This is a genomic window from Pseudomonas caricapapayae, assembly GCF_001400735.1.
Classification (GTDB): domain Bacteria; phylum Pseudomonadota; class Gammaproteobacteria; order Pseudomonadales; family Pseudomonadaceae; genus Aquipseudomonas; species Aquipseudomonas caricapapayae.
Window position 1 is genome coordinate 1 of the sequence record NZ_LJPW01000193.1, and the last position, 19,492, is coordinate 19,492.

17 protein-coding genes are annotated in these 19,492 nt (G+C 59.4%); 12 read left to right on the plus strand and 5 right to left on the minus strand.

Annotated elements, in window-relative coordinates; translation table 11 throughout:
• Positions 1-126: 126 nt before the first annotated feature.
• Both ALO80_RS28565 and ALO80_RS28570 read right to left on the minus strand, forming a co-directional pair.
• A complete protein-coding gene (locus ALO80_RS28565) occupies positions 127-2,562 on the minus strand; it encodes a TonB-dependent receptor (RefSeq protein ID WP_055011410.1) in 2,436 nt (811 codons plus the stop codon).
• A 111-nt stretch (positions 2,563-2,673) separates the two neighbouring features.
• Positions 2,674-3,222: a hypothetical protein gene (locus ALO80_RS28570; protein WP_055011411.1), complete on the minus strand. Its 549-nt coding sequence runs from the start codon at positions 3,220-3,222 to the stop codon at positions 2,674-2,676.
• Positions 3,223-3,339: 117 nt separating this feature from the next.
• Between ALO80_RS28570 and ALO80_RS28575 the strand changes: the two genes are divergently transcribed.
• On the plus strand, positions 3,340-3,831 hold the full coding sequence (locus ALO80_RS28575) for an LEA type 2 family protein (protein ID WP_054987228.1): 492 nt from the start codon (positions 3,340-3,342) through the stop codon (positions 3,829-3,831).
• A gap of 9 nt (positions 3,832-3,840) precedes the next feature.
• Here the strand turns inward: ALO80_RS28575 and ALO80_RS28580 are convergent, their stop codons facing one another.
• The 3 genes from ALO80_RS28580 to ALO80_RS28590 form a co-directional block, all read right to left on the minus strand.
• Entirely contained in the window at positions 3,841-4,170 is a 330-nt protein-coding gene (locus ALO80_RS28580; protein ID WP_054987227.1) for a hypothetical protein, read from the minus strand.
• Between the two features lie 276 nt (positions 4,171-4,446).
• Entirely contained in the window at positions 4,447-4,695 is a 249-nt protein-coding gene (locus ALO80_RS28585; protein ID WP_054987226.1) for a DUF1654 domain-containing protein, read from the minus strand.
• Between the two features lie 127 nt (positions 4,696-4,822).
• Positions 4,823-5,479: a LexA family protein gene (locus tag ALO80_RS28590; RefSeq protein ID WP_055011412.1), complete on the minus strand. Its 657-nt coding sequence runs from the start codon at positions 5,477-5,479 to the stop codon at positions 4,823-4,825.
• A 159-nt stretch (positions 5,480-5,638) separates the two neighbouring features.
• Here ALO80_RS28590 and ALO80_RS30325 point away from each other — a divergent pair, with 159 nt between their 5' ends.
• The 11 genes from ALO80_RS30325 to pdeM all read left to right on the plus strand — a co-directional run bounded on the left by ALO80_RS30325 (position 5,639) and on the right by pdeM (position 19,492).
• Positions 5,639-5,845 (plus strand): SEC-C metal-binding domain-containing protein, encoded by a 207-nt coding sequence (locus ALO80_RS30325; RefSeq protein ID WP_002554826.1) that lies wholly within the window; start codon positions 5,639-5,641, stop codon positions 5,843-5,845.
• Positions 5,846-6,112: 267 nt separating this feature from the next.
• Positions 6,113-8,587 (plus strand): penicillin acylase family protein, encoded by a 2,475-nt coding sequence (locus tag ALO80_RS28600; RefSeq protein ID WP_055011413.1) that lies wholly within the window; start codon positions 6,113-6,115, stop codon positions 8,585-8,587.
• A 211-nt stretch (positions 8,588-8,798) separates the two neighbouring features.
• Entirely contained in the window at positions 8,799-9,845 is a 1,047-nt protein-coding gene (locus ALO80_RS28605) for a ligase-associated DNA damage response exonuclease (protein WP_055011414.1), read from the plus strand.
• Positions 9,842-11,551: an ATP-dependent DNA ligase gene (locus tag ALO80_RS28610; protein WP_055011415.1), complete on the plus strand. Its 1,710-nt coding sequence runs from the start codon at positions 9,842-9,844 to the stop codon at positions 11,549-11,551. Before ALO80_RS28605 ends, ALO80_RS28610 begins: the two co-directional genes overlap by 4 nt.
• Positions 11,552-11,893: 342 nt before the next feature.
• Positions 11,894-12,676, plus strand: coding sequence for a transporter substrate-binding domain-containing protein (locus ALO80_RS28615; RefSeq protein ID WP_055011416.1), 783 nt, complete (start codon positions 11,894-11,896; stop codon positions 12,674-12,676).
• Positions 12,677-12,756: 80 nt separating this feature from the next.
• Positions 12,757-13,485, plus strand: a complete 729-nt coding sequence (locus tag ALO80_RS28620; protein WP_055011417.1) for an ABC transporter permease — start codon at positions 12,757-12,759, stop codon at positions 13,483-13,485.
• Positions 13,482-14,192, plus strand: a complete 711-nt coding sequence (locus ALO80_RS28625) for an ABC transporter permease (protein WP_055011418.1) — start codon at positions 13,482-13,484, stop codon at positions 14,190-14,192. The genes ALO80_RS28620 and ALO80_RS28625 overlap by 4 nt, the downstream gene beginning before the upstream one ends.
• Positions 14,193-14,204: 12 nt before the next feature.
• Positions 14,205-15,323 (plus strand): succinylglutamate desuccinylase/aspartoacylase family protein, encoded by a 1,119-nt coding sequence (locus tag ALO80_RS28630; RefSeq protein ID WP_055011419.1) that lies wholly within the window; start codon positions 14,205-14,207, stop codon positions 15,321-15,323.
• Between the two features lie 9 nt (positions 15,324-15,332).
• Positions 15,333-16,097: an ABC transporter ATP-binding protein gene (locus ALO80_RS28635; RefSeq protein ID WP_017683457.1), complete on the plus strand. Its 765-nt coding sequence runs from the start codon at positions 15,333-15,335 to the stop codon at positions 16,095-16,097.
• Positions 16,098-16,346: 249 nt separating this feature from the next.
• Positions 16,347-18,839, plus strand: coding sequence for a ligase-associated DNA damage response DEXH box helicase (locus ALO80_RS28640; RefSeq protein ID WP_055011420.1), 2,493 nt, complete (start codon positions 16,347-16,349; stop codon positions 18,837-18,839).
• The gene (gene pdeM, locus ALO80_RS28645; protein ID WP_055011421.1) at positions 18,836-19,492 is read left to right on the plus strand and encodes a ligase-associated DNA damage response endonuclease PdeM; all 657 of its coding nucleotides are present in this window, start codon (positions 18,836-18,838) and stop codon (positions 19,490-19,492) included. The genes ALO80_RS28640 and pdeM overlap by 4 nt, the downstream gene beginning before the upstream one ends.

A 19,492-nucleotide genomic window follows, 5' to 3' on the forward strand; every position in this document is an offset into this window, starting at 1 on the left:
TGGTTGAAAAGCACTGCGTTTGCAGCGGCTGTGTGCAAGGCATGACCTTGTGTTGACTATCGTGCCGACGCTCCGCGTCGGCATGCAGTTCGTGACGCTCTGCGTCACACGGCGGGCCCGTTCGCCTTAAAACTCCAATTGCGCCGAGAACGCGACGGTACGTGGGTCGCCCAGGTAGCTGCTGTTGAGCCAGTATTCCTTGTTGGCCAGGTTGCTGACGTTGACCCGCAAAGTCAGGTCGTTTTCCGAGACGCGCATGCGATAGCGCGCTCCGGCATCGAAGGTGGTGAAGGACGGCAGGTCGTTTTCGTTGCTCTGATCGGTGTATTGCTTGCCGGTATAGAAAGCACCGCCGGTCACCGCCAGTCCCGGTACCGGGTTGATGTCGTATTCGGCGTAGACCTTGGCCAGTTGCTTGGCGACGTTGGTCGGCGCATTGCCTTCATCTGCGACAATCCCGGTTTTCTTGATCTTCGGGTCCAGCAAGGTAAAACCGCCAACCAGTGTCAGCTCCGGAATGACTTTGCCGGTCACACTGAACTCCAGGCCGTTGTTCTCCTGACGCCCGTCCACTACATAGATGTTCGAAGCAGTGGTGTAACCGTTTGGCTTCTCGATATTGAACAGCGCCAGAGTAAACAGGGTTTCGCCCAGCGTCGCCTTGGCACCGATTTCATATTGCTCGCTGATTTCCGGTGCGAACGCCTGACCGGCATTGGCGGTGCCACTTGGCGCTACCCCCCCGGATTGCAGACCTTCTATATAAGTCGCATACGTGGTCAGCCACGGCACAGGTTTGTAGACCAGCGAGATGTTTGGCGAGGTCTTGCTCTCGTTGTATTTGGTCTCGGTTTCCGCTGAACCGAACGCTTTGGCATAGACAAACTCGTTGGCGTAAGTCTTGATCTGCGTGTTGGTCACACCCAGAATCGCCGACCACTGTTCGTTGAAGGTGATGACATCGCCGATCAGGAAGTTATTGCTTTCCGAGCTATTGGCCAGACGCTGATCGCCATGACCGATGGAGTAAGCCGGTTTGCCGACCTGAGGCGTCTGGTCGAGCGGGATTGTGCCCACCGGCGAGGTGTATTGCGGGCCAGGCTGAGTGGGCGTGTAAGGGATGTGATCCTCGTACTGTTTCTGACGGGAAGTATTGCCCTGATAACCCATTGTGACTTTATGGCCCAAAAAGCCGGTATTGAAGGCGGCGTCCAGAAACAGCGAGCCGGTCTTTTCTTCGGTTTCGATCGGGGCGAAGGCATACAGCGGCTGCGAGTACAGGCCCGCGCTGTAGACCGTCGGCCCGGTGTAGGTGTTTTCAGAGGTGTACTGCTGGGCGGCGAAGGCAGCGCGCAAGGTGAACGTATCGTTCAGGCGCCATTTGGCACGCACGCCTGCCTTGTCGGATTCATAATCGGAAAACGACCACTTCTGGCTGTAAAGTTTGTCGTTGTCCAGCGAAGCGGCGCTGGGGCGCAGCGACTGGTCACCGAAATACCAGTAGCTGGTCAGGCCGCGGATTTCGGTCTTCTTGTGTGAAGCGTCGAACTGCACCAGCAGGTCATCGGAGACGTTCCAGTCCAGCGCCAGGGTAATCATCTCGCGACGGCGCTTGTTCATGTCGACAGCAGTTTCGCCATCCTGAGTCAGCACATTGAGGCGGTAGGCAAACTTGCCTTCGCTGTCGATCGGGCCGCCGAAGTCGCCATGCAGGTAGTAGTTGTCGCCACCGGCATTGCCCAGCGTGACGCTGTTGTAACGCTCGTAGGTCGGGCGCTTGAGCACATAATTGACCAGCCCGCCCGGCGAGGCCGGGCCGTAAAGGAAGCCGGTCAGGCCGGTGATAACTTCCAGTTGCTCCATCTCTTCCAGGTAATTGCTGCCATCGGCGCCGTTGGTGAAGCGCAGGCCGTCATTGGCGATGTTCAGGCTGCCCGCGCTGCTGAAACCACGGATGTTGACGGCACTGGCATACCCGGCACTGGTCGGCGAGTACATCTGGGTGAACGGGTTGTGCTTGATGACATCGTCCAGCGAGGTAGCCTGAATGTTTTTCAACAGGGCCTGAGGCGTCACGCTGATGGAATAAGGCGCGTCCTGCAGTTTCATACCGCCCAGCGCACCGACGCTGCTGACGTTTTCGCTGCGATAACCTGCTGCTTCCGAACCTTCGGCGGGCGCGCTGTTGGCGTTGATGTTTACGTCCGACAGGTTCAAGGCGTTCTCTTCCATGACCATCAGGGTGTAAGTCCCGGCGCTGCTTTGCACCAGTTGCAAGCCACTGCCACGCAGGGCCTCGCGCAAGGCGGTGGCGGCGTCGAAATTGCCCTTCACCGCCGGGCTTGTTTTGCCGGCGACCAGTGCCGGATCGAGACTCAACGCCAGACCGCCCTGACTGGAAATCTGATTCAGCGTGGTCGCCAGAGGTGCTGCGGGCAAATCATAGGCAACAACGCCCACCTGCTGCGCCGCCATCAAGAGCGGGCTGGCCAGAGGCGTACAAATGGCAATCGCCACGGCCAACAGACTGGGGCGCAGAAGGGTGTCTAACGAACGGGACATCGGGCAACTCCTGGTGGAATACTTCTCAATGCCTGTTAGCCGAGCGAAAGTTCGAAAGTGACAGGGCTGATTGAAAATAATTCCGTTTCAGGATTCAGATGCCTCGCAGCATTATTCCGGGATGATCCTCAGGTGAGAGGTATCGGGTGCAGACTGCGGCTCGGGCTTTTCGGCCTGCCCCATGTCGCTGCCGACCGGCGCCAGGCTCAGTCGTGAAAGATCCAGCAGCGGCGCCGCAGGCCGGGGCTTGGCGGGCAGCAGGTCGGCACCTGCTTCTGCTACCGAATACTCGGGCGCATCCACGTTTTCAAAAGCCGCCATATAAGCATCACGCGGTTTGATCTGCAGGCGCCCCGGACTGACCGAAGGTTTGCGCAACCAGGTTGGCGCGTCTGGCGGCGGAGCCAGTTCGACCTCTTCCATGGGCGGCGTGTTCATCTCCAGTACCTGAACCAGTGCGCCTGCTCGCTCCAGCGTGGCGCGGTACTTCTCGGCGGTCGCCGCATCGAGATTGTTTTTCAGAACCAGTCGGCGTCCCGAAAAAAGAAGCTCCAGACGCTCTGCATCGGCATTGAACAGCTTGCCAAGGTTAGCCCTTACCTTCTCGGGTTGCGCCCCGGCGACCAGTTCGGCGCTGAAGACAATTTCGTAGAGATTCATGGAGAAAGACACCGATAAGCACGTCAGTAAAAGTAGGGCGCTGCATCAGACAGCGCAACAAGCGCGTTACCCTTGAACGCCGAGTTGGTAGACTCAGGCGTCAAACGGAGCACATCCATGTCTTTTCAGGCGCACATTACAAGAATCATAAGCCTTGCGTTGGTCATGTTCGGGCTGAGCGGCTGCTCGTTACTGAGCTTTGACAGCGCTCAGGATCCGGAAGTGCATTTGCTGAAAGTCCAGGTGGTCAAAGCCAGGTTGACCCAGCAGGATTTCAAGCTGTATTTCGAGGTCGACAACCCCAACGACTCGGACCTGTTCGTGCGTGGCCTGAATTACAAGATCACGCTCAACGACGTCGTCCTGGCTGACGATAAGTTCAGCGACTGGTTTTTCGTCGACGCTCATAGCCGCAGAACCTTTGTGGTGCCGATTCGTACCAACCTCTGGCGCCACGCGAAATACATTGCCCAGTTGCTGAAAAAACCTGATGAGCTGATCCATTACCGGCTCGAAGGCAAACTCAAGACCGGCATGGTGTTCAGGCACACCGTACGGATTGGTAAAACCGGCGATGTGGCACCGGAAGAATTGATTCAACGTAAATGATCACGCGGCTTATCCACCCAGTTTGCCCTTGATCAACTCCAGCAGAAACTTCCAGATATCCGCTGCCCACAACGCCCGATTGATTGCGCTGATCAGCGCGCCCCCGAATGAGCCCAGCAAAAAGCCCACGCCCGTGGTGTTGCGAGGATCCGCCACCCCAAGGTAATCACTGGCAATACCGGTGAGGAACACGGCACAGGCCACGCCAGTGATCAGGAAAACCAGCCAGGCACGCCAGTCGAGCAGTCCTGCCTTGTGCCACCAGCCAGAGATGATCGCGCCAACCAGACCGGCTACCAGCCATTCGCCTCTGTCTGCCAAACCATTCAAGATTTCCATAGGATCTGACTCCGTTCAAGAGATACAGCCATTCACGAACACAGAAAATTCAGACATTGAGAGCCTGCCACTGCGGTGGCAGGGAACTGATCGATGAGGGTCATCCGGTTTGACGCCCAGGCCCGCCCCGCCTTGATCGCGTCCTTGCGCGGTTCATGAATCGACGCAGCGGTGGTATGTGAAGCTAAAAACAAATAATTTTAAGCATGCTTAAATTTAAATTCGAACGCTTGCCATGAATATCTCAGGTGATCGCGCAACGATCGGGACGCCGTATCAATTATCGATATAGCGTTGCCATCCGATTTTTACCGACCCGTCAGGCTGACGGTTGACCTCAATACCCTCGGTTTCTTCGATTTCCTGAAGCACCACGTTCCAGCTGTCCAGAGGCTCATCGTCGCGTCGGGCAACGATTACCCACTGGATCTTTTGCACATTGGGTGCGGCTACCAGGCGCTGAATGCGCTTGCCGATCTGTTCATAAGACGACGCGCCTGTCGGCCCGTTACCCTTGCCGGCCATCACAGCCTCCCGAGCATTACTGTATATAAACACAGTATTCCAGCTGTAAGACCTGCGCAAGCACTTCGTAGGACGCTTCCTCTTTACATCTCCACCGACAATACCCGAAAGCCTTGTGCAGCAAGGCTTACAGCTTGCCGGTCATTCGCACGGCAACTCCGATGATGCGACAGTCGGCACCGCATTCGATCATTTTGTACTCCGGATTCAGTGGCTTCAGATAGCGTATGCCGCCATCCTCGACCAGCTTCTTGAAAGTCGCCTCGTTACTGGCCGGTAGCTTGGCGATAACGAGCCTGCCGGGCTGCACGTCGGCCTCCGTATCGACCAGAATCATCATCCCTTCCGGCACGCTGACGCCGGTAGGGGCCGTCATCGAATCGCCCTTGACCTCCAGCCAGAACGCCGGGCCCTTGGAGTCGTAATCGGAAATCTCATAGCGATCTGAGAAACCGTCGGGATAAGGCTCGACGGCCTCTTCCCAGGAGCCTGCCGACACCCAGCTGATTACCGGATAGCGGAACGACATGTTCGGCTGATCGATCAGTGCAACGTTGGCGTCGAAGGTAGGCTCCTTCTCGGGTCCTTCACCAATCGCCAGCCATTCGGCACGAAAGCCTGTGGCACGAGCCAATGCGTACAGGTTTTCCGGCCGCAGGCTTTTGCTCTCACCACTGATCCATTGAGTGACAGCCGAATTGGCAACACCGCACTGCGCGGCAATTTCACCCTTCTTCATGCCACTGGCGGCAATTGCCCTGGCGATACGTTCCTGGCGGGTCATAGGCTTGGCTCTGCGCACGAAAACAAAAGGGCGATGAAACACCCGTCGAAAAAGTAAGCATACTTAAAAAACAACCACGAGCGAACTGTTATATGCCGATACTGCTTCGTCCTGATTTGCGGGATAATGCGCGCCAGATTTAATTGCGGAGTAAACCCGATGAACCAGCAAGCCCATGTTCATGGCCCCGATTGCAACCACGACCATGACCACGATCATCACGACCACCAGCATGGCCATGTGCACGGTCCGAACTGCGGGCATGCCCACCAGGAACCGGTGCGCAACACCCTGAAAGATGTAGGTCGCAACGATCCTTGCCCGTGCGGCAGTGACAAGAAATTCAAGAAGTGCCACGGCGCGTAAAGCCTGTGCGTTCTACAGACGGCCTGCCTTGCAGGCCGTTTTCATTTGAGCGTGCTGCACGCTTTCAAGGGGCGGTCGGAGGCGAATGGCCTCGGCTGCGATGTAATGCCAAGCGTCACCTGCTGCAACGCTACACCTATAAGGAGCGAACGGCGTCTGGCCAGCCTCTGCAAAATCCTGAAATAAACTCGCCCTCCCCGCTTGCGCGCTGACTGCCTGCTCTCTAACGTAGCGACTTTTGTACGTTACCCCTCCAGGAGCTTGCCCATGGCCTCGCCAGCCCTTCGTCATTTTCTACCCCGATTCGGCGCTGCCGCCGCTGCGGCAAGTTTCCTGAGCCTTGCTGGCTGCCAGTTGGGCGGCGGTGATCCCGAGACCGTATTGCCTGCTTCCGGGACTTTTCCGCTCAAAGGGCTGGCGCAGAACGTTTCTGTGCGGCGCAACAACATGGGCATGCCGCTGATAGAAAGCAGCAGCTACCACGACGCCCTGTTCACTCTGGGCTATGTGCATGCAGGGGATCGAATAGGCCAGATGCTCGGCATGCGCCTGCTGGCGCAAGGCCGTCTGTCGGAAATGGCCGGCGCGGACGCACTGGAAGTCGACCGCCTGATGCGCTCGGTCAATCTCAAGCAAAACGCCAGCGATTTATATAACGCCGCCTCCCCTCGTCTGAAACGGTTCTTCGATGTCTATGCCCGTGGCGTGAACGCTTACCTGTTCCGTTACCGCGACAAGCTGCCCGCCGATGTCGCCAACTCGGGTTACAAGCCGGAGTACTGGAAGCCGGAAGACTCGGCACTGATCTTCAGCCTGCTCAATTTCAGCCTGTCGGTGAATCTCCAGGAAGAACTGTCGGCGCTGGTACTGGCGCAGAAAGTCGGGGCGGACAAGCTCGCCTGGCTGCTGCCCACCTACCCCGACGAAGAGTTGCCATTTGCCGAAGCCGACAAGCTCAAGGGCCTGAACCTGAACAATCAGGTCACCGGCCTGAGCGATCTGAACAAGATCGCTTTGCAGCTTTCGGACCTGAACATGCTTGGCGTTGCGGCTTCAAGCAACTGGGCCATCGCGCCACAACGCAGCCGAAGCGGCAAGAGCCTTCTGGCCAGCGACATGCAACTGCCTGGCGGCCCCGGCTCCGCCTGGAGCTTCGTGCAGATCCGCGCACCGAAATATCAGGTGTCCGGTGTATCCATCGCAGGTCTACCGCTGGTTCTGAGTGGTTTCAACGGCAAGCTGGCGTGGAGCATGAGCAACGTCAAGGGCGATAACCAGGACCTGTTTCTGGAGAAGATCAAACGCGAAGGCTATCGCGTCTCTTATATGGCAGACGGCAAATGGCTGCCGGCAACCGCTCATCAGGAGACCTTTCTGGTCAAGGGTGGCAGTCCGCTTCGCGAAACCGTCTATGAGACCCGACATGGCGCACTGCTCAACGCATCCGCAACACCACCGGGCAATGGCTTGAGCCTGGCGCTGCAAGTTCCGGGTTTCAAGGACGACAAGAGCCTGGACGCGTTCTTCGATCTGTCCCGCGCGCCTAATGTCGAGAAGGCCTTCGACACCAGTCGCGAAATTCGTGCGATCACCCTGAACATGATCTTCGCTGATGCTTCGAACATTGGCTGGCAGGTCACCGGCCGCTTCCCGAATCGCCGTGAAGGCCAGGGCTTGCTGCCTTCGCCGGGTTGGGATGGCAAGTACGATTGGGACGGTTTCGCCGACTCGATGCTCCATCCCTATGATCAGGACCCACGCCAGGGCTGGCTCGCGGCCGCCAACCAGCGCACGATTCCGAAAGGCTACGGCATGCAGCTCTCCAACTCGTGGGGCTATCCGGAGCGTGCCGAGCGCATCGCCGAACTGGCCAATGGTGGCAAACAAGACCTGCGCAGCACCGTCGCCATGCAATACGATCAGACCACGACGTTCGCTGCCAAACTCAAGACCATGCTCCAGGCACCAGGCATGAGCACGCCACTCAAGCAGGCTATCGATGCCTTGCCGGAAGCCGAGCGCAACAAGGCCCGCGAAGCGTTCACTCGCCTGATGGCGTTCGACGGCAAGCTCAGTGCAACCTCGGCTGATGCCGCGTTGTACGAGCTGTTTCTGCAGGAAAGCGCCAAGCAGATTTTCCTTGATGAGCTGGGGCCGGAAACCAGCCCTGCCTGGCAGGCGCTGGTTGCCAACGCCAACTCATCGTATTCTCCGCAAGCCGATCATTTGCTGGGCCGTGATGACAGCCCTTACTGGGATGACCTCAAGACCCCGCAGAAAGAAGACAAGCCGGCCATTCTGGCGCGCAGTCTGGCCGCAGCCATTACCAGCGGCGACAGCCTGCTGGGCAGCGACCACAAGGCCTGGCAATGGGGCAAGCTGCACCGCGACAACTGGACCTCGACCAGTCCGCTCGCCCGGCAGTTGGGTGGCGGCGAGTTCAACCGTGGTGCCACACCAGCAGGCGGTGATCACACCACGCTGAACGCGTCCGGTTTCGAATGGGGCAAAGGTTTCGATGCACGCATGGCCCCGGGGCTGCGCATGATCGTCGACTTCAGCCTCGTTGAACCCATGACCGGCATGATCAGCACAGGCCAGTCAGGCAACCCGGCCAGCCCGTATTACGCCAACAGCATCGAGCCATGGCAGAAAGGTCAATACATGTCGATCCCGCTGCAACAGCAGAACTACGAAAAAGGCTACGGCAAGCAACGCCTGACACTCACGCCGGGCAAGTAAGCCCAAAAAACCGGACGCGGAGCGTCCAGAACCGCATACCCACGCGGAGCATGGGCACGATAGTGTTCTTCCGGACACCTATCGTTCCGCCCGCTCCAGCGTGGAACGATAATGCTTTCGCGCCTCGTGCCCGGTAGCGCACGCGCAAACTCCCCGAACTTCCAGACTCGCACCGGCTCATAGCTAACAAGCCCATCCATACGGTTGCCCCATGGATCTTGTCGTTGCCCGCCCCGAAGGTTTGTACTGCCCCCCCGGTGATTTCTATATCGATCCATGGCGTCCAGTCGAACGGGCAGTGATCACCCACGCTCATGGCGACCACGCCCGTACGGGCAATCAGCATTATCTGTCGGCCGCCAGCGGCGAAGGGATTCTTCGCTCGCGCCTCGGGCAGGACATCAACCTGCAGACCCTCGAATACGGCGAAACCATTACCCATCACGGGGTAAAACTCAGTCTGCACCCGGCTGGACACGTATTGGGGTCTGCGCAGGTGCGGCTGGAATACGAAGGCGAAGTCTGGGTTGCTTCCGGAGATTACAAAGTGGAGCCGGATGGCACCTGCGCGGCCTTCGAGCCTGTGCACTGCCACACCTTTATTACCGAGTCGACCTTCGGCCTGCCGATCTACCGCTGGGCTCCGCAGTCGCAGATTTTCGAAGGCATAAACCAGTGGTGGCGCGCCAATGCGGCCCAAGGCAAGGCCAGCGTGCTGTTTGCTTATTCGTTCGGCAAGGCTCAGCGCATTTTGCACGGCATCGACTCCCAGATCGGACCGATTCTGGTCCACGGTGCCGTCGAACCGCTTAACCGTGTGTATCGCGAAGGCGGCATCCGTATCCCGGAAACCCAATACGCGGGTGACTTCAAGAAGACCGACCCGGCCTTGCGCCAGGCGTTGATCCTCGCCCCGCCGTCGGCAGGAGGCAGCAGCTGGATGAAACGCTTCGGCGAGTACAGCGATGCGTTCGCCAGCGGCTGGATGATGCTGCGCGGCACAAGACGTCGGCGTGGCGTGGATCGGGGCTTTGTGCTGTCCGATCACGCTGACTGGCCGGGCTTGCTGTGGGCGATCGAGCAGACCGGTGCCGAACGGGTCATGGTGACCCACGGTTCGGTCGGGATACTGGTGCGTTATCTGCGCGAGCTGGGCCTGGACGCTCAGGGCTTCAGCACCGAGTATGGCGATGAAGAGGACACCAACCCGGCAACCGCCGAGCCTGAGGCGGCGGCAACGGGCGAGGCTCAGTCATGAAAGCCTTCGCGGAACTCTACGCCCGGCTGGACGCCACTACGTCAAGCAACGCCAAACTGGCCGCAATGCGCGAATATTTCGAAAAGGCACCGGCAGAGGACGCGGCCTGGGCGGTGTATTTCCTGTCCGGTGGACGCCCACGACAGTTGGTGCCGACCCGCGTATTACGCGAACAGGCAATGACCCTCGCACAGTTGCCCGAGTGGCTGTTCGAAGAAAGCTATCAGGCCGTCGGCGACCTGGCGGAGACGTTGTCGCTGTTGTTGCCTCAGGCCGACCACAGCAATGAAGAAGGTCTGGCCACCTGGATGGAAGACAAACTGCTGCCGTTGCGCGGTCTGCCGCCTGAAGACCTGGCCGCACGCTTGCCGATGTTCTGGTCGCAACTGGACCGCAGCAGCCTGATGGTCTGCATCAAGCTGATCACCGGCAGCTTCCGGGTCGGCGTGTCGAAACTGCTGGTTACCCGCGCACTGGCTGCATTGGCGGACATCGACAGCAAGCGTGTCGCGCAGCGGCTGGTCGGTTATACCGACCTGTCGCATCGGCCCAGCGCTGAACGCTATCTGAAACTCATTGCGCCCGAATCCGACGATGAGCATGCACAACGTGGTGGCCAACCCTACCCCTTTTTTCTTGCTCACTCCTTGCAGCAGCCTGCCGATCAGTTCGAGGATTTGCTCGGGTCGGCCGAGAACTGGCAAGTGGAATGGAAGTGGGACGGTATTCGTGCGCAACTGGTCAAACGTGACGGGCGCTTGTGGATCTGGTCCCGCGGCGAGGAACTGGTGACCGACCGTTTCCCCGAGCTGCACAACCTGGTGCAGTGTCTGCCCGACGGCACGGTGATCGATGGCGAAATCGTAGTCTGGAAAGCCCCCGATCCCGTCCCTGACGGCAGCGCGGAATTTGCCTTGAAATTGAACGGTGATGCCCCTGCTTCGGCACCTTCGGTCCAGCCGTTCGCGCTGCTGCAACAAAGGATCGGCCGCAAGACCCTGGGCAAGAAGATCCTCGCCGATGTGCCAGTGGTGGTGCTGGCTTATGACCTGCTCGAATGGCAGGGCGATGACTGGCGCAGTCGTCCGCAACACCAACGCCGCTCGCAACTGGAGGCGCTGATTGAAAGCTGCCGAAGCGAGGTGCTGATGCCATCCCCGGTGCTTACCGGCAAGGATTGGCTCGATCTGGCAGCCCAGCGCGAGGCCTCTCGCAGCCTGGGCGTCGAGGGCATGATGCTCAAGGCTCGCGACTCGCTCTACGGCGTCGGGCGCACCAAGGACATGGGCGTGTGGTGGAAATGGAAAATCGATCCCTTCAGTGTCGATGCGGTGCTGATCTACGCGCAACGCGGTCACGGACGACGTGCCAGCCTGTACAGCGATTACACATTTGCGGTGTGGGACGGCCCGCCCGAGGCCAGTGAGCGCACACTGGTACCATTTGCCAAAGCCTACTCGGGGCTGACCGATGAGGAAATGCGCAAGGTCGACGCCATCGTTCGGAAAACCACTGTGGAAAAGTTCGGCCCGGTCAGCAGTGTCACGCCGACGCTGGTGTTTGAGTTGGGCTTCGAGGGCATCGCTCTGTCCAAGCGCCACAAGAGCGGTATTGCGGTGCGTTTCCCGCGCATGCTGCGCTGGCGACAGGACAAACCGGTTGCCGAGGCTGACAGCCTAGCGACGTTACAGGACCTGCTGAACTGACGCCCCAGAAAAGTGCACCCGGATTCACGTGCACCGTTTTGAAACACTTCACTCTAAAAACGCGCTGTTGCCCGCTTGAGGGTGCTTCTTTCGTTACCATTCTGCCGCTCGCCCAAGGCTGAACGCAGCTTGGTTTTTGCCTTAAAGCAAAACATCCTGTTCATAAACACGCCAAGGCGGCAGATTGCCAGCCGTTTATACGAAATAGCGACAACGCCTTACATTTCAAACGCACGTTCATCGCTCTGGTTCGGAAATTGCTACCTTCTGCCAGTCTGGCACTCGCCGGTAGCAAGCTTCGCGTGATCCCAACGCCCCATTTAAGGTTTTAAGGACTGAACAATGAAAAAAGCATGGCTGACTCTTTCTGCACTGGCTCTGTGCCTCGCCGCCGGTAACTCGATGGCCAAGGAATACAAGGAACTGCGCTTCGGCGTTGATCCATCCTATGCGCCGTTTGAATCCAAAGCCGCCGACGGCAGCCTGGTCGGTTTCGATATCGATCTGGGCAACGCGATCTGCAAAGAGTTGAAAGTCACCTGCAAATGGGTTGAAAGCGATTTCGACGGCATGATCCCTGGCCTCAAGGCACGCAAGTTCGACGGCGTGATCTCTTCGATGACCGTGACCCCTGCTCGTGAAAAAGTCATCGACTTCTCCAATGAACTGTTCTCCGGCCCGACCTCTCTGGTGTTCAAAAAAGGCGCAGCCTTTACCGCTGACCCGGCCAGCCTGAAGGGCAAAACCGTAGGCTATGAGCAAGGCACTATTCAGGAAGCCTATGCCAAGGCCGTACTGGACAAGGCCGGTGTGACCACCAAGGCCTACGCCAATCAGGATCAGGTTTACGCTGACCTGACGTCCGGTCGTCTGGACGCTTCGATTCAGGACATGCTGCAAGCCGAACTGGGTTTCCTGAAGTCGCCCGCAGGTGCTGATTACGAAGTCAGCCAGCCCATCGAAAGCCCTCTGCTGCCAGCCAAGACCGCCATCGGCATCGCCAAGGGCAACAAAGAGCTGAAAGCGCTTCTGGATAAAGGTATCAAGGCGCTGCACGATGACGGCACCTATGCTGAAATCCAGAAAAAGCATTTTGGCGATCTGAACCTGTACAGCGGCAAATAACACCCCGACGCCCATCGATTTCGGCGATGATTCGCCGCCCAATCCATGGGCGTCCCTGTTTTTGAACGCAAGGCCTATCCATGCTCGATGCACTCATGCAAAACCTGGGACTCTCGGCGTTCAGCCTGAAGGGCTTTGGCCCGCTGTTGCTGGAAGGCACCTGGATGACCATCAAACTGGCTGTGCTGTCGCTGGCTCTGAGCATTCTGCTCGGGTTGGTCGGGGCCAGCGCCAAGCTGTCGAGCTCGGCGCTGCTGCGCGTGCCGGCACAGATTTACACCACACTGATCCGGGGCGTACCGGACCTGGTGTTGATGCTGCTGATTTTCTACAGCCTGCAAACCTGGCTGACCATGCTGACCGACGCCATGGAGTGGGAATACATCGAAATCAACCCGTTCGGCGCAGGCGCCATCACTTTGGGTTTCATCTACGGCGCTTACTTCACCGAGACATTTCGCGGTGCGATTCTGTCGGTGCCTCGCGGTCAGATAGAAGCGGCGACCGCATATGGACTGAAACGCGGCCAGCGGTTTCGTTACGTCGTGTTCCCGCAAATGATGCGTTACGCACTTCCGGGTATCGGCAATAACTGGCAGGTGCTGCTCAAGGCGACCGCGCTGGTCTCCATCATCGGTCTGGCCGATCTGGTCAAGGCCTCGCAGGACGCCGGCAAGAGCACCTACCAACTGTTTTACTTTCTGGTACTGGCGGCATTGATCTACCTGCTCATCACCAGCGCTTCGAATTTCGCCCTGCGTTGGGCTGAACGGCATTACGCCGCAGGCAGCCGGGAGGCACAGCGATGATCGAACTGCTGCAGGAATACTGGAAACCCTTCCTTTATACGGATGGCGTCAATGTCACCGGTCTGGCCATGACCATGTGGCTGCTCAGTGCCTCCATCGCCATCGGCTTTTGCGTGTCGATCCCGCTGTCGATTGCGCGGGTGTCGAAAAACCGCTGGGTGCGCTGGCCGGTGCAGTTTTACACCTACCTGTTTCGCGGTACGCCCCTCTATATACAGTTGCTGATCTGCTACACCGGCATTTACAGCATCGCTGCGGTGCGTGAACAGCCCATGCTGGACGCGTTCTTTCGCGATGCGATGAACTGCACGATCCTGGCCTTCACCCTGAACACTTGCGCCTACACCACAGAAATCTTTGCCGGTGCCATCCGCAGCATGGCCCACGGTGAAGTCGAAGCGGCCAAAGCCTACGGCCTGACTGGCTGGAAGCTGTACGCCTATGTGATCATGCCGTCGGTGCTGCGACGTTCGCTGCCGTATTACAGCAATGAAGTGATTCTGATGTTGCACTCCACCACTGTGGCCTTCACCGCCACGGTGCCGGACATACTGAAAGTGGCGCGGGATGCCAACTCGGCCACCTTCATGACGTTCCAGTCCTTCGGTATCGCCGCCGTCATGTACCTGACCGTGACGTTCATTCTGGTCGGACTTTTCCGCCTTGTCGAACGCCGCTGGCTGGCCTTTCTCGGCCCGGCCCATTAATCAGGACTGAACATGCGCCATCTCACACACGACTTGCTGTCGCCGGTGCCCGGCACGGGCCGGCAAATCCACAGCTTTCATTACGGCCCGCAGAGCGGTTCCGGCAAAGTCTATATCCAGGCATCGCTGCATGCCGACGAACTGCCAGGCATGCTGGTTGCCTGGTATCTGAAGCAACGTCTGGCCGAGCTGGAAAGCGCCGGTCGCCTGCTGGGTGAAATCGTCGTAGTGCCAGTCGCCAACCCGATCGGTCTGGAGCAGGTCCTGATGGACACGCCGCTGGGCCGCTACGAGCTGGAAAGCGGACAAAACTTCAACCGCTGGTTCAGCGACCTCGGCACTCAAGTGGGCGATGATATCGAGGCCCGGCTGACTGCCGATGCGGAACAAAACCGTTCTCTGGTGCGAGACAGCCTGCTGGCGGCGTTGAATAGCCTGGCCGCGACCACCCAGTTGCAATCGCTGCGCCTGACCCTGCAACGCCTGGCTTGCGACGCCGACATGGTGCTGGACCTGCACTGTGATTTCGAGTCGGTAGAGCACGTGTACACCACGCCCGAAGCCTGGCCGAAAGTCGAGCCGCTGTCGCGCTATCTGGGTGCGCAAGCCAGCCTGCTGGCGACCGACTCGGGCGGACAGTCGTTCGATGAATGCTTCCCGCTGGTCTGGTGGCAGTTGCAGCAACGCTTCGGTGAGCGCTTTCCGATCCCCATGGGCAGCTTCTCGGTGACACTGGAGCTGCGTGGGCAAGGCGATGTAAACCATGCCCTCGCCAGCCGCGACTGTCAGGCAATCATTCATTACCTGATCGATGCCGGCGTCATCGACGGTGAGCGACAGCCACTGCCCGAACTGCTCTACCCCGCTACGCCACTGGCTGCGGTCGAGCCGCTGGCGACGCCGGTCGGCGGCCTGCTGGTGTTCTGCGCAATGCCCGGTGAGCACGTCGAAGCCGGCCAGCTGATTGCAGAGGTCATCGACCCGATCAGCGACACCGTTACCGGTATCCATGCCTTGAATGCGGGCCTGCTGTATGCGCGCTCGCTGCGCCGCATGGCGACTGCCGGCATGGTCATTGCGCACATCGCCGGCTCCCGGGCCTATCGCAGCGGCTATCTACTTTCTCCTTGAGGACCTGTCATGTACAAACTGACCATCGATGGCCTGCACAAAAGCTATGGCGACAACAAAGTGCTCAAAGGCGTATCGCTCAAGGCCAGCAGCGGTGACGTGATCTGCCTGATCGGTGCCAGCGGCTCCGGCAAGAGTACCTTTCTGCGCTGCATCAATTTTCTCGAACAGCCCAATGACGGCGCGATGAGCCTGGATGGCAAGCAAGTGCGCATGGTCAGCGACAAGGACGGGATGCGTGTTGCCGACCCGGACGAGTTGCAGCGCATCCGCACGCGCCTGGCGATGGTGTTTCAGCACTTCAACCTGTGGGCGCACATGACCGTGCTGGAAAACATCACCATGGCACCGCGCCGGGTACTGGGCGTTCCCAAGGCCGAAGCCGAGGCTCGCGCGCGCAAGTACCTGGAAAAAGTCGGGCTGCCGGAACGCGTTGCCGATCAGTACCCGGCATTCCTCTCCGGCGGCCAGCAACAGCGCGTGGCGATTGCACGGGCGCTGGCGATGGAGCCGGAAATCATGCTGTTCGACGAACCGACTTCGGCGCTGGACCCGGAACTGGTCGGTGAAGTTCTGAAGGTCATTCAGGGCCTGGCCGAAGAAGGCCGGACCATGATTCTGGTCACCCACGAGATGGGCTTTGCGCGCAAGGTTGCGAGTCAGGTGGTGTTCCTGCACCAGGGCCAGATCGAAGAATCCGGCCATCCGGACGAGGTGCTCAACAACCCTAAAAGCGAGCGCTTGCAGCAGTTTTTGAGCGGCAATCTGAAGTAGCGTTTTTTGTGTATGAAGCCGCAAATGCCCAGTAACCGGAACTGAAATATCCGTGACTATCGTCCCCACGCTCCAGCGTGGGAATGCGTTTCACGACGCTCCGCGTCACAAGAGGACGCAGAACGTCCAGAACTGCGTGTCGACGCGGAGTATCGGCACGAGAGTTGTTCCGGCCACATAACCATTTAAAACTATTACCCTTTCTCCGCTGTCTCTGACTTAACGCCCCCTCAGAGCACACGCAAACGGATGAGCAGACCCACCGATTTCGCTCGACGATGGTTTCTTGCCCGGGGCTGGAAGCCGTTCGCTTTCCAGAAGGAGGTCTGGGCAGCAGTCAAAAAGGGCGAGTCCGGCCTGCTGCACGCCAGCACCGGCGCGGGCAAAACCTATGCGGTATGGTTTGCTGCACTTAATCGCTTTGCCAAAGCCAATAGGCCTGTCGCCGACGACAAGCCCCGCAAACGCAAACCGCCCGCTGCTCCGTTGAGCGTGCTGTGGATCACGCCCATGCGCGCCCTGGCCGCCGACACCGCTCGCGCGCTTGAAGCGCCGTTGGCAGAGCTGGATATTCCGTGGTCGGTAGGCTTGCGCACCGGCGATACCAGCGGCAGTGAACGTGCCCGCCAGAGCCGACGGCTGCCCTCCGCATTGATCACTACCCCCGAAAGCCTGACGCTGCTGCTGACCCGTGCCGACGCGCAGGTCGCGTTATCGACGCTGAACATGGTGGTGGTGGACGAGTGGCATGAACTGATCGGCAACAAGCGTGGGGTTCAGTTGCAACTTGCTCTGGCACGCTTGAGGCGCTGGAACCCGCAACTGATTGTGTGGGGCATATCGGCAACGCTTGGAAATCAGCAACACGCACAACAAGTGCTGATCGGCGAAAGCGGTGTGACAGTGCAAGGCAAGATCGTCAAGGATCTGCAAGTCGATACGCTCCTGCCGCCCGCCATCGAACGCTTTCCATGGGCCGGGCACATGGGCCTGCGCATGTTGCCGCAGGTCGTAGCCGAAGTGGAGAGCAGCGCCAGTTGCCTGGTGTTCACCAACACGCGTGCGCAATCGGAAATATGGTACCAGGCGCTGCTGGAGGCACGTCCCGACTGGGCCGGTCTGATTGCCCTGCATCATGGGTCGCTGGCCCGAGAGGTACGCGACTGGGTTGAACGTGCATTGAAAGAAGGCGCGCTGAAAGCGGTGGTGTGCACATCCAGCCTGGACTTGGGCGTGGACTTTCTGCCGGTCGAGCGCGTTCTGCAGATCGGCTCGCCCAAAGGCGTCGCACGTTTGATGCAGCGCGCGGGGCGCTCGGGTCACGCACCTGGACGCCCTTCGCGTGTCACGCTGGTGCCGACTCATAGCCTGGAACTGGTCGAAGCCGCTGCCGCCCACGACGCTGTAGAAGCACGGATGATCGAGCCGCGTGAATCGCCCTCTCAGCCGCTGGACGTGCTGGTCCAGCATCTGGTCAGTATCGCGCTGGGCGGTGGCTTCCTGCCCGATGAGCTACTGACCGAGGTGCGCAGCGCCTGGGCCTACCGTTACCTCAGCGACGAGCAGTGGCAGTGGGCACTGGCTTTCGTGCGTAACGGTGGCCACTCGCTGACCGCCTACCCCGATTACCGCCGTGCCGAGCCGGACGAACAGGGCGTCTGGCGTGTTCCCGATGCACGCCTCGCCAGACGACATCGCATGAGTGTCGGCACCATCGTCAGCGAAGCCACGGTCAACCTGAAATACTGGAAAAAAGGCGGCGGTGGCGGCTCGCTGGGCAGTGTCGAAGAGGGTTTTATCGCCCGACTCAAACCCGGTGACGGCTTTCTGTTCGGCGGGCGTTTGCTGGAGCTGGTCCGGGTGGAAAACATGACGGCCTACGTCAAGCGGGCCACGGGCAAGAAAGCCGCCGTACCACGCTGGAACGGTGGGCGAATGCCCTTGTCCAGCGAACTGGCAGACGCAGTGGTGGAGAAGTTCGACGCTGCGGCGCGGGGTGAATTCAATAGCCCGGAAATGCAAGCGATCAAACCGTTGCTGGAAGTCCAGCAGCAATGGTCAGGGTTGCCGCGACGTGACACGCTGCTGGCTGAAACCCTTAAATCCCGCGAAGGCTGGCACCTGTTCCTCTATCCCTTCGCCGGCCGTCACGTGCATCTGGGGCTGGGCAGCCTGCTGGCCTGGCGCTTGAGCCGGCACCGGCCGCTGACTTTCTCCATCGCCGTCAACGATTACGGCCTGGAGCTGCTCAGCGCCAGCGAGATTGACTGGGCTCAGGTGTTACGCGCCGACCTGTTCAGCGAAACCGACCTGCTGGCCGATATCATTGCCAGCCTGAATGCAGGCGAACTGGCCCTGCGGCGCTTTCGCGAAATTGCCCGTATCTCCGGGCTGGTGTTTTCCGGCTACCCCGGTGCGGCGAAAAGCAATCGGCAACTGCAGGCATCCAGCGGGCTGTTCTTCGAGGTGTTCAAGCAGTACGACGCTGACAACATGCTGCTGACTCAAGCCGAGCAGGAGGTGTTGCGCCAGGAGCTGGACCTGCAGCGCCTGGAACTGACGTTGCGCCAGATCAACAGCCGCACACTGGACCTGCACGCGATAAAGCGCGCGACCCCGCTGGCCTTTCCATTACTGGTCGAACGCTTTCGCGAAAGTCTCAGTTCGGAAAAACTAGCCGACCGCATTGCGCGCATGGTCCGCGATCTGGAGAAGGCCGCAGGCCCGGAGCATGAACAATGAAGCCGCACCAGGCTGTCACGCTGGCGGGAGAAGAACTTTGGTTGCTGGCCGACAGGGCCATCTACTATCCCGCCGAACGGTCTTTGCTGATTGCCGATGCGCACTTCGGCAAGGCCGCTGCCTATCGCAAGCTTGGCCAGCCGGTGCCACACGGCACCACGCAGGCCAATCTGCGACGACTCGACAGCTTATTGAATGCCTATTCCTGTGATCATCTGGTCTTTCTGGGCGACTTTCTCCACGCGCCGGAATCGCATGCAGTGGGGACGCTGGCGGCACTGGAGCAATGGCGGACAGAACGCCCGACGCTGCGCATCACCCTGATCCGCGGCAATCACGACAAGCGGGCAGGCGATCCTCCGGCTTATCTGGACATCGATGTGGTCCCGGAGCCTTTGAAACTAGGGCCATTTGCCCTGCAGCACGAACCCGATCCACACCCTGATCTGCACGTACTGGCCGGGCACGTTCACCCCGTGTATCGGCTGCATGGGCGTGGCCGGCAAAGCCTGCGGCTGGCCTGTTTCTACCTTGGCCAGCACGTAAGCCTGCTGCCAGCGTTCGGCGAATTTACGGGCGGGTTTCGAATTGAGCCAACGGAGGGTAGTTCTATCTATGTGACAGGTGGGGACGCAGTGTGGCGGGTTGTCTAG